Annotated in this window: 10 protein-coding genes and 3 tRNA genes; 6 read left to right on the top strand and 7 right to left on the bottom strand. The window is 42.3% G+C overall.

The genetic code is table 11. The annotated features are described in order from the left end of the window. Positions 1 to 60: 60 nt before the first annotated feature. From glnA to ACGHEH_RS21045, 6 genes are all read left to right on the top strand, one after another. A complete protein-coding gene (gene glnA, locus ACGHEH_RS21070; protein ID WP_058031201.1) occupies positions 61 to 1,467 on the top strand; it encodes a glutamate--ammonia ligase in 1,407 nt (468 codons plus the stop codon). 203 nt (positions 1,468 to 1,670) lie between these two features. After that, positions 1,671 to 2,180: a DUF4124 domain-containing protein gene (locus ACGHEH_RS21065; protein WP_390449550.1), complete on the top strand. Its 510-nt coding sequence runs from the start codon at positions 1,671 to 1,673 to the stop codon at positions 2,178 to 2,180. 68 nt (positions 2,181 to 2,248) lie between these two features. Beyond that, on the top strand, positions 2,249 to 3,331 hold the full coding sequence (gene glnL / locus ACGHEH_RS21060) for a nitrogen regulation protein NR(II) (RefSeq protein ID WP_390449547.1): 1,083 nt from the start codon (positions 2,249 to 2,251) through the stop codon (positions 3,329 to 3,331). Then, positions 3,328 to 4,728: a nitrogen regulation protein NR(I) gene (ntrC, locus tag ACGHEH_RS21055; RefSeq protein ID WP_390449544.1), complete on the top strand. Its 1,401-nt coding sequence runs from the start codon at positions 3,328 to 3,330 to the stop codon at positions 4,726 to 4,728. The genes glnL and ntrC overlap by 4 nt, the downstream gene beginning before the upstream one ends. Positions 4,729 to 4,748: 20 nt before the next feature. Continuing rightward, entirely contained in the window at positions 4,749 to 5,207 is a 459-nt protein-coding gene (locus ACGHEH_RS21050) for a cyclic nucleotide-binding domain-containing protein (protein ID WP_390449541.1), read from the top strand. Between the two features lie 98 nt (positions 5,208 to 5,305). Further along, complete coding sequence (locus ACGHEH_RS21045; RefSeq protein ID WP_390449538.1) at positions 5,306 to 5,476, top strand: hypothetical protein; 171 nt, start codon at positions 5,306 to 5,308, stop codon at positions 5,474 to 5,476. 56 nt (positions 5,477 to 5,532) lie between these two features. Here ACGHEH_RS21045 and ACGHEH_RS21040 read toward each other — a convergent pair whose 3' ends face one another. From ACGHEH_RS21040 to nudE, 7 genes are all read right to left on the bottom strand, one after another. Next, on the bottom strand, positions 5,533 to 6,771 hold the full coding sequence (locus ACGHEH_RS21040; protein WP_390449535.1) for a cysteine desulfurase-like protein: 1,239 nt from the start codon (positions 6,769 to 6,771) through the stop codon (positions 5,533 to 5,535). A gap of 9 nt (positions 6,772 to 6,780) precedes the next feature. Continuing rightward, positions 6,781 to 7,413: a 2OG-Fe dioxygenase family protein gene (locus ACGHEH_RS21035; protein WP_390449532.1), complete on the bottom strand. Its 633-nt coding sequence runs from the start codon at positions 7,411 to 7,413 to the stop codon at positions 6,781 to 6,783. 841 nt (positions 7,414 to 8,254) lie between these two features. Beyond that, a tRNA-Met gene (locus ACGHEH_RS21030) sits at positions 8,255 to 8,331 on the bottom strand. A 57-nt stretch (positions 8,332 to 8,388) separates the two neighbouring features. Continuing rightward, positions 8,389 to 8,465 (bottom strand) — tRNA-Met (locus ACGHEH_RS21025). Positions 8,466 to 8,523: 58 nt separating this feature from the next. Continuing rightward, positions 8,524 to 8,600, bottom strand: a tRNA-Met gene (locus tag ACGHEH_RS21020). Between the two features lie 386 nt (positions 8,601 to 8,986). After that, entirely contained in the window at positions 8,987 to 9,787 is an 801-nt protein-coding gene (gene cysQ / locus ACGHEH_RS21015) for a 3'(2'),5'-bisphosphate nucleotidase CysQ (protein WP_390449529.1), read from the bottom strand. A gap of 3 nt (positions 9,788 to 9,790) precedes the next feature. Next, a complete protein-coding gene (nudE, locus tag ACGHEH_RS21010) occupies positions 9,791 to 10,354 on the bottom strand; it encodes an ADP compounds hydrolase NudE (protein WP_390449526.1) in 564 nt (187 codons plus the stop codon). Positions 10,355 to 10,361 lie beyond the last annotated feature (7 nt).

The raw sequence follows: 10,361 nt of genomic DNA, 5'->3' as shown, positions 1-10,361 counted from the left end.
GAGCAATCGTAATGAAAGTTACAACAAAATAAATAACCCAACGAGTTTTGGAGGACACACATGTCTCATACTGTTTTACAATTTATCAAGGAAAACGACGTTAAGTTTGTTGACCTACGTTTCACTGACACTAAGGGTAAAGAGCAGCACGTTTCTATCCCTCATCACCAAGCTGACGAAGATTTCTTTGAAGATGGTAAAATGTTTGATGGTTCTTCAATCGCTGGTTGGAAAGGCATCAATGAATCTGACATGGTGTTAATGCCTGATGCTGACTCAGCAAAGCTAGACCCATTTGCAGAAGAAACAACACTAATCGTACGTTGTGATGTTGTTGAGCCATCAACACTTCAAGGTTACGAGCGTGACCCACGTTCTGTTGCTAAGCGCGCAGAAGAGTACATGCGTTCAACTGGTATTGCAGACACTGTTTTATTCGGTCCAGAGCCAGAATTCTTCCTATTTGACGATGTTAAGTACAAAACTGACATGTCTGGTTCTATGTACAAAATTGATGCTCAAGAAGCATGTTGGAACTCTGACAAAGATTACGAAGGTGGTAACACGGGTCACCGTCCAGGCGTAAAAGGCGGTTACTTCCCAGTAGCACCGGTTGATTCTTCACAAGATTGGCGCTCTGCAACGTGTTTAGTTCTAGAAGAATTAGGCCAAGTTGTTGAAGCACACCACCACGAAGTAGCTACAGCGGGTCAAAACGAAATCGCAACTCGCTTTAATACCATGGTATTGAAGGCAGACGAAATTCAAGAAATGAAATACGTTATCCACAACATGGCGCACCTATATGGTAAAACGGCAACTTTCATGCCTAAGCCAATCGTAGGCGATAATGGTTCAGGCATGCACTGTCACCAATCACTAGGTAAAGATGGCCAGAACATCTTCGCTGGTGACAAGTACGGCGGTCTTTCTGAAGAAGCACTATACTACATCGGTGGTATCATTAAGCACGCTAAAGCAATCAACGCATTCGCTAACGCGTCTACTAACTCATACAAACGTTTAGTACCAGGCTTCGAAGCACCAGTAATGCTTGCATACTCTGCACGTAACCGCTCTGCTTCAATCCGTATTCCAGTTGTTCCTTCTGAGAAAGCACGTCGTATCGAAGTACGTTTCCCAGATCCAACAGCAAACCCTTACCTAGCGTTCTCAGCAATGCTTATGGCTGGTCTTGACGGTATCAAGAACAAGATCCACCCTGGCGATGCAATGGACAAAGATTTATATGACCTACCTGCAGAAGAAGCGGCTGAAATCCCAACAGTTGCAGCTTCACTAGAAGAAGCGCTTTCAGCACTTGATGCTGACCGTGAATTCCTTATCCAAGGTGGCGTATTCACTGATGACTTAATTGATGCATACATCAAACTTAAGTCACAAGAAGTGGAAAAACTGAACATGACGACTCACCCAGTTGAGTTCGAAATGTACTACAGCGTTTAATTGCTTAATTAGCAGTTAAATTCTAGAGGACATGACAACTCACACTACAAGTGACGAGTTTAAAATGCACTCAAGCGTGTAACTGACACGCACCTAAATCATATGTGTTCTCAAGCCCGCGAAAGCGGGCTTTTTTATGGTAAAGCAGTTCATAAACAACTAAAGTATTTATTGCATTGTGTGATAAGAGTTAGGGCAAAAAAATGAAATGGACGGTAAAAGGGTTATGTATTTTAATGACACTGATTTCGCTGCCAAGTGACGCTAAAATTTATCGTTGGAAAGATAAAAATGGCAATTGGGTCTACTCAGACACCCCCAGAAAAGGCGCGCAAGAAGTAAAGTTAAATAAGCCATTGGTCATGCCAAGTACCAATACCAATGTTCTGCAATCATCAAACACCCAAAAGCAAATCTCTTATCAAGCAAATATCACTTCACCAAACCATGAGCAAACCATTAGAGAAAACACCGGTACCGTTTATGTCAGTGGACAAGTGCTGCCTAGGTTTCATAAAGGCTTTACCGTCCAGCTCTTCCATAACGGCAGTACTGTAGGTGCAAAGCAGTCTTCCACTTCATTTGTGCTTAAATCACTCTCACGAGGTGAACATAAGATAAAAATGGCTGTTTTCAACCCTCAAGGCACACAAATTGTGACAAGCAAAGAGCACACATTTTACCTTCATAAAGCCAGTGTCAGTAATCGTTGATGCAAGTCAAATGTAGGCGTATGATAAAACGCACCAAATTGGTGCATAACAATGAAAGCTGATCCATCATGGTACACTCCTTAACGTCTTTTGCCGAAAACGTTTGGCAAAATCTATCAACTTGCATCTTAGTCATTGATGATGCTTACACTATTCAATTTGCCAACAATTCTTGTAGTGAACTGTTTGGCTTGGGCCTAAAACGCCTACTCAATCAACCCCTACTCAGTATTTTTAACCATCATAGTATCGACCTTGAAAAACTCTCTCAATACGTGCTAGATGAAGGCGTTGATTGCCAGCAACACAGAGTAGACGTGGTGTTCATCGATAATCGCTCCGCCACGCTGAACATTTATAGTCGCAAAATTGTGCATCAGCACCAAGCTTACATCTTGCTTGAATGTCGCAAAATTGATGACGAAGTAAAATTTGATCAAGCCTCTAAGCAAATGCACCAATATCATGCCGCACGCACACTGATCCGCGGTCTTGCCCATGAAATAAAAAATCCATTAGGTGGAATTCGTGGAGCGGCGCAATTATTGCAGTATGAGACTTGCCAGCAAGAGCGCGAGCAATGTGCACAACTTATCATAGAGCAAGCAGATAGGCTGACTGAATTGGTAGATAAATTATTAGGCCCTAACCAGCTCCCTAATAAAACATCGTGCAATATCCACCAACTGTTAGAGTCTGTTATCAAACTATGTAGCTTTGAACAGGGTCAACACATCAGCTTAAAGAAAGATTACGATCCGAGTATTCCTGATGTGGTTATTGACCAAGCTAAGATCCAACAAGTGATCTTAAACATCGTGCGTAACGCACAGCAAGCGCTCAAACAAGGTGGAGAGATAACCTTAAAAACCCGATTCAGACATCGTGTTCGTCAAGGGGATCATGTCGTTAAAAAAGCACTGCTTATTCAAATCAGCGACAATGGACCAGGTATAGACGAACAATTAAAAGACACCTTATTTTACCCTATGGTAACCAATAAAGAGGGTGGCTCTGGTCTCGGGCTCTCTATTGCACAAACACTGATAGAACAACATGGTGGCAGTATTGAATGTGATAGCTGGCCGGGTCATACCGAGTTCAATATATATTTGCCATTTACATCACAACCATCGGGGAATCACGAATGAAATCAGTCTGGTTAGTTGACGATGATGCATCTATTCGATTCGTTTTAGATAAGGCTTTGTCTCGTGCAGGTTTTGCCACAGAAAGCTTTACAAATGGCCAAGATGTACTGACTGCGCTTGAATACAACCAACCGGCAGTGCTTGTGTCTGATGTGCGTATGCCGGGTATCGATGGCATGGCACTACTCGAACAGATTAATAGTCAGCATCCGAATCTGCCTGTGATCATTATGACAGCACACTCAGACTTAGATTCTGCGGTCAATGCATTTCAAAAAGGGGCATTTGAATATCTGGCAAAGCCCTTTGACCTGAACGAAGCAACCCAACTAGTTGAACGTGCTTACGAGACTCAGCAACAAAACCGTAAAACCAAAGCGCAACCGAGCACACCACAAAACAGCCCAGATATCATAGGCGAAGCCCCTGCAATGCAGGAAGTATTTCGCGCCATCGGTAAATTATCCGCTTCAAGTATGAGTGTTTTGATCAATGGCGAATCAGGTACTGGTAAAGAGCTTGTTGCAGGCGCATTACATAATCACAGCCCGCGTAAAGCCAATACTTTCATCGCACTCAACATGGCGGCTATTCCAAAAGATCTTGTAGAGTCAGAGTTGTTTGGTCATGAAAAAGGCGCCTTCACTGGCGCTGATAGCATACGTCGCGGCCGCTTTGAGCAGGCAGACGGTGGTACGTTATTTTTAGATGAAATCGGTGATATGCCACTCGACGTGCAAACTCGTTTATTGCGCGTGTTAGCCGATGGAGAGTTCTACCGTGTTGGTGGGCATCAAAGCATTAAGGTTGATGTAAGAATTATCGCGGCCACACACCAAGATCTCGAAACCTTAGTGCAAAAAGGTAAATTCCGTGAAGACTTATTCCATCGCCTCAATGTAGTGCGTTTGAAGATCCCTGCCTTACGAGAGCGCCCAGAAGACATTGAACGTTTAGCCGTTCACTTTTTAGCAAAGAGCGCGAAAGAATTACAGGTCGAAAGTAAAACGCTTTCTGCTGAAGCGATCAAGACCATGCAGTTGTATCACTGGCCGGGGAATGTACGTCAATTAGAAAACACCTGCCGCTGGTTAACTGTTATGGCACCTGGCGAACTAGTTGGTGATATCGACTTACCCGACGAGTTACAACACACGCAAGTACAACCAGAAGCGCAAGGCGATTGGCTCGATGCCTTTCAAGTTTGGCTTAACCAAGAGCTTAAAAACGGCAAAGAGAATATTTGGCCGGCAGTTCAAGCGCAACTTGAAACCCGTCTGATCAAAACCGCTTTAAATGCCTGCCACGGTCATAAACAAGATGCTGCACTTCGTATAGGTTGGGGCCGCAATACATTGACCCGAAAACTAAAAGAGCGCAATATTCAGGATAGTTAAAACTATTCTGAATATTATCTATGAAGTTACTAGAACATGTACCGCTGATTAAACAGCTAGAAATAATCAATCGCCTGCCTTTTTTTAGTGACTTCACTTTAGCTGAAAGACAAGTATTGCTTGAGTCTTTCAGCCATTTATATCTCGTGCAAAAAGACAAGCATGCCTTCAAACGCTTCGATCAAGATAACCGTTTATTTATTATCCTAAGCGGTGAACTCGCTATATTTAAAAAAGAAGAACTCAGTCAGCTCGGCAAGGTAGGTCCGGGTGAATTCATAGGTGAAGGCGCATTTATTTGTAAACGTGAACACAGTACCAATGCCAAAGCACTCAGCGACAGTATTTTACTGACCATTACACCAGAAGCATTAACTCGCCTACCAAGTGTGATCAGAGAAAAAATTAAAGATAGAATTATTGAAGGTATGGGCCAACGAATCGCAAAGCTAAATAATTATATTGAAGAAAATATTTAGCCTATTTTTCATACATTAATATATTTCATTTTACTTCTAGTGTAATTGCAGCGATTATTTTTCAATCAAACAAGCTGACTTTAATTAAGGAGAATAATATGAAGTTGCAATTAAACAAAAAGAAAATGAAAAGCCTGTCAAAAAACAGCAGCGATTTACCACAAGCTGTTACCCCAAAAGTAGCCGGAGGTTGGGATCCTAATTGGACACAGCCTGCTTGGCGTTGTATGAGCTACTTAGGTTGCTTTAGCAATAAAGATTACTGCTAAGACTACCGTTAGAAATAAAAAAGGCACTTAATAGCGCCTTTTTTATTCAAGCAAAATTAGCGATTCAGTAACGCTTCAAATGCACTGAATAATTTTTCTAGCTCTTCAATGGTGTTGTAGTGCATACAACCAATACGAACAACACCCCCTTTATCCATTACACCAAGCTGCTCACATAAGCCTTGCGCATAGAAGTTACCATCCCATACACACATGTGTTGTTTGCCTAAGAACTCAGACACTTCACGCGGTGCTAAGCCTTCAAATGTTAGAGCAAAAGTTGGTGTACGCTCAGCAAGACGAGATTCATCTTCGATACCGTACAAACGGATCTGAGGAAAATCAGCAAGGCGCTTTAGGAAATACGCACTCAATGCCATTTCATGCTCTTTGGTGTTTGCAAATGCTTGCGCTAAACGCTCACGACGCGGTGTGCTTTCTGGTAGGTCGCTTAAGCTTGCGATATAGTCAATGGCCGCAATCACACCAGCCAAACCTTCAAAGCTTTGTGTGCCCGTTTCCCAACGACTTGGGATCACATCTTTTGCAGGTTCCACTTTGTATGGCGTAAAACCTTCTAAATGTTCACGCTTACCATAAACAATCCCTACGTGCGGGCCAAAAAACTTGTAAGCCGAACACGCTAAGAAGTCACAGTTAAGTGCCTGAACATCGATAAGCTCATGAGGCGCATAGTGAACCGCATCCACATACACCAACGCACCAACTTGGTGCGCAAGTTCTACGATCTGTTTAATGTCGTTAATAGAACCCGTCGTGTTCGACGCATAAGTCACAGCAACTAGCTTAGTCTTGTGATTTAACAGTGACTTGTAGTGTGCTAAATCTAGAGCGCAATCCGCTTCATTGATTTTTACAGCGTGTACAAGTGCGCCTTTATCTTCAGCAGCCTGACGCCAAGAAGACACATTTGAGAAGTGATCGGCATTGGTCACAATCACCTCATCACCCGCTTGCCAGTCACGTGACACCGCACGGCTAAAGCTAAAGGTTAAGCTCGTCATGTTCGCACCGAACACGATTTGCTCTTTGCTTGGCGCATTTAATAAATCAGCAACTGCTTGACGTGCATTGTCCATTAAACTGACAGTTTTATCGCTTGAGAAGAATGCACCACCTAAATTTGAGTTGTAGTAACCCAAATAAGCCGACATTGCGCTCAACACCGACTGAGGTACTTGCGAGCCACCCGGACCATCTAAGAAGATAGGAGATTGACCATTCACCTGCTGCATAAGTGCAGGGAACTGACGACGCAATTTTTGTAGTTCCATCCTGGCCTCTTACGCTGTAAACACGAAGCAATCTAAATAACCAATTTCATCGGCATTTAATTTATTCATCGGTGTGGCGTTGTGCCAAACTTCACGGTCATTTACAAGTGCAAACAAACCGTCTTTGATTTCCATCTTGAAGCAAGGCTCAGCTTCTTTGTGCTCGTATACCAGCAGCTCACCGCCTGCGATATTTTCATGCGATACGCCACACACACACACATGGTCAAAACCATCTTGGTGAACGCCTTCTGGTGCCGGTGGTGTGTCGCTTTCAATCGCTAGCATTCTGAACTGATGAACTTCGATGTCACGGCTCTCTTCAATGCCTGTCATCGCTCTGAATTCAGTCAGTAAGTGCTTAAATGCATCGCTATTAATTAAATCGGTTTCTAAATTCTCATAAACACGCTCAATGTTACCCTGAAAGTTGTTAATTGAGTCGTCTTGAACAAACGCTTTAGTTGGCTGAAGGCTTACTTCATTATCGACAAACTTCAATACCGAATAACGACGTTTACGGAAAGCACCGTCTGCATACGGGTTATCAGGTAGATGATCAAAGAATGGTTTTACACCATCAATATGAGGCTGTTGAATAAAACGTAATTGAAGCAAATTCTGGTTGTTTACTGCTGTCATGTTGCTCTCGTTTATGATTATAGAATTGGCGCAGATCTTAATCTATTTCGAGCAGTTAATTGATTTAAATTACACACGCAAACATCAATAATTACATTGATAATGCATTTTATAAATTTTTAAGGCTAAATTTTCTAATTTTTAAAAGGCTAAAAATTTTGTAATCAAACTGGTCGGTCCAGAATAAAAATAGCTCAGTTAAAGCGATAAGCGATAAGCGATAAGCGATAAGCGATAAGCGATAAGCGATAAGCGAAATTAATTATTAATCACTTCGGAAGTCAAATAAGGATTTATATTAGCGAACCCGACGATACAGACGAAAGTTAAAAATTATATTTGAGTTAAAAACTAATCTAATAAGGGGATTTGATAAAAAGATTTTTAAGGCAAAAAAGTTGGTTGCGGGAGCCGGATTTGTACCTACGACCTTTGTGAATAATAAGAGCGAGCCCGACAAAACAGACGAAAGTTAAAAATTATATTTGAACCAAAAAACTAATCTAATAAGGGGGATTTGATAAAAAGATTTTTGAGGTAAAAAAGTTGGTTGCGGGAGCCGGATTTGAACCGACGACCTTTGTGAATAATAAGAGCGAGCCCGACAAAACTGACGAAAGTTAAAAATTGTATTTGAACCAAAGAACTAATGTAATAAGAGGATTTGATAAAAAGATTTTTAAGGTAAAAAAGTTGGTTGCGGGAGCCGGATTTGAACCGACGACCTTTGTGAATAATAAGAGCGAGCCCGACAAAACTGACGAAAGTTAAAAATTGTATTTGAACCAAAGAACTAATGTAATAAGAGGATTTGATAAAAAGATTTTTAAGGTAAAAAAGTTGGTTGCGGGAGCCGGATTTGAACCGACGACCTTCGGGTTATGAGCCCGACGAGCTACCAGGCTGCTCCATCCCGCGTCAGATGGTTTGCATAAGCAAACGAGCCCTAGAGTTTTAGATTCACTCTAGAAGAATTGGTTGCGGGAGCCGGATTTGAACCGACGACCTTCGGGTTATGAGCCCGACGAGCTACCAGGCTGCTCCATCCCGCGTCCGAATGGTTTGCATAAGCAAACAAGCCTTAGAGGTTTTAATTCTCTCTAAAAGAATTGGTTGCGGGAGCCGGATTTGAACCGACGACCTTCGGGTTATGAGCCCGACGAGCTACCAGGCTGCTCCATCCCGCGCCTGTAACACTAAAATAAACAGCGTTATTTTAATGAGTTTTGAAAGGTCTTCCTCTCAAGAGGTCGCTATAATAATGGATTAAATTTTTATTGCAAGGCATAAAACACGAAATCGCGTTCAAATGGATAAAAATAAAACAAAAGTCTAGCAAAGTACCGAAAAAGCTAGCAATGAATGCTAGCTTTGAACAATTAACGACAGTCCCAAAGGCCTGATAAACACTACCAAGTTACCCAACCACCTGCAATTTGCTTTGTTTGGGCTTTATCTAAGTTTTTGCTCTCTTTGTTTAATTGCTTAAGTTTTTTACTATTAAGTTTTAGTTTCATCATCTTCTCCTTGTTTGAAACATGTCCAAGATAACAATGAGATAAAAACATACAAGTTAATCTATAGCTCTTTGATGTGGCGTGATCAATTTCTGGAACTGCCAATCAGGGTGACCCATTACAATAAAATCTGGGTTTTCTGTGGTTTCGCGCTGATTATAAGTTAAAGGGTTAAACTCAGAATCAGTGATACAGCCACCGGCCTCTTCGACAATTACCTGTGAAGCGCCCGTATCCCACTCGCCTGTTGGGCCAATTCTTAAAAAGCAATCGGCTTTGCCTTCAGCAATAATACATGCCTTGAGTGAACATGAACCAAGCGCAACGGTATCAAATTGGCTATTCAGATATTGACTTACTGCTTCGAGTTTTTGTCTGCGACTCACCGCCAAAGTTAAGTTATCAGGCGAGGCAACGCTAATTTTCTGCTGTTCTTCACCCACACGTTTGAATGCACCTAAACCTGCATAAGCAAAGTATGTGGTATTTTTAGCAGGCCAGAAAATGACCCCCAAAACAGGCTTGTTGTTTTCTATTAATGCAATATTTACCGCAAAGTCACCACTTTGCAGAATAAACTCGCCTGTACCATCCATAGGATCTAACAACCAATAACGCTGCCACTCGCGGCGTTTTTCAAGGGCTGGAATAGGCGTTTCTTCAGACATAATCGGAATATCGGGTGCCATAGCCTGCAAACCTGCCATCAGCACTTCGTTAGAGGCCAAATCAGCTTTGGTGACTGGTGTATGATCTGACTTTTCTTGCTGCCCAATGTCATCTTGTTTATAGATATCCATAATCGCTTGCCCTGCTTTTTGGGCAAGCTCAATACAAGGCTCTAATAATGACTGCATATGCTACTCCTTTGCTGCTAGGAAGGTTTGTAACAACATAAGCGCTGCCACACTGCGTGCTTCAGTAAAGTCTTCTTGCTCAAGTAATGACTGCCACTGAGCTAACGGCCATTTTACAACCACCAGCGGCTCTGGCTCATCACCCTCTAAACTTTCTGGGTAAAGATTTTGCGCGACCAAAATGTGCATGCGAGCATTAAAATAACTCGGCGCCAGTGACAGTGTTTTTAGCTCATCAAACTGCTCTGCGCCCATGCCAACTTCTTCTTTTAGCTCGCGATTGCCCGCTTGCTTTGCAGTTTCACCTGGGTCAATTAAGCCTTTAGGAAAGCCTAGTTGATAGTTATGCGTACCGGCACAATATTCTCTGACCAATAGAAGCTCATTTTCAGCAGTGATTGGAACCACCATCACAGCACCTCGGCCACCGCCTCGAATACGTTCATATTGACGCTGTTCACCATTTGAAAAGTTTAAATCTAAGGCTTCAACGGTAAATAGTTTACTTTTGGCCACTACATCGCAGTGGATAATTTCGGGTGGGTTAGGATGCTTTTTCTGTGACATAGGCGTT

This window comes from Pseudoalteromonas sp. MTN2-4, assembly GCF_042848605.1.
GTDB lineage: Bacteria > Pseudomonadota > Gammaproteobacteria > Enterobacterales > Alteromonadaceae > Pseudoalteromonas.
This window is presented reverse-complemented; position numbering and strand designations above follow the sequence as displayed.

Bases quoted from the DNA above. Each gene is read 5' to 3' on its own strand.
- glnA (WP_058031201.1), top strand. From the start codon at position 61: ATGTCTCATACTGTTTTACAATTTATCAAGGAAAACGACGTTAAGTTT.
- ACGHEH_RS21065 (WP_390449550.1), top strand. From the start codon at position 1,671: ATGAAATGGACGGTAAAAGGGTTATGTATTTTAATGACACTGATTTCG.
- glnL (WP_390449547.1), top strand. From the start codon at position 2,249: ATGGTACACTCCTTAACGTCTTTTGCCGAAAACGTTTGGCAAAATCTA.
- ntrC (WP_390449544.1), top strand. From the start codon at position 3,328: ATGAAATCAGTCTGGTTAGTTGACGATGATGCATCTATTCGATTCGTT.
- ACGHEH_RS21050 (WP_390449541.1), top strand. From the start codon at position 4,749: ATGAAGTTACTAGAACATGTACCGCTGATTAAACAGCTAGAAATAATC.
- ACGHEH_RS21045 (WP_390449538.1), top strand. From the start codon at position 5,306: ATGAAGTTGCAATTAAACAAAAAGAAAATGAAAAGCCTGTCAAAAAAC.
- ACGHEH_RS21040 (WP_390449535.1), bottom strand. From the start codon at position 6,771: ATGGAACTACAAAAATTGCGTCGTCAGTTCCCTGCACTTATGCAGCAG.
- ACGHEH_RS21035 (WP_390449532.1), bottom strand. From the start codon at position 7,413: ATGACAGCAGTAAACAACCAGAATTTGCTTCAATTACGTTTTATTCAA.
- cysQ (WP_390449529.1), bottom strand. From the start codon at position 9,787: ATGCAGTCATTATTAGAGCCTTGTATTGAGCTTGCCCAAAAAGCAGGG.
- nudE (WP_390449526.1), bottom strand. From the start codon at position 10,354: ATGTCACAGAAAAAGCATCCTAACCCACCCGAAATTATCCACTGCGAT.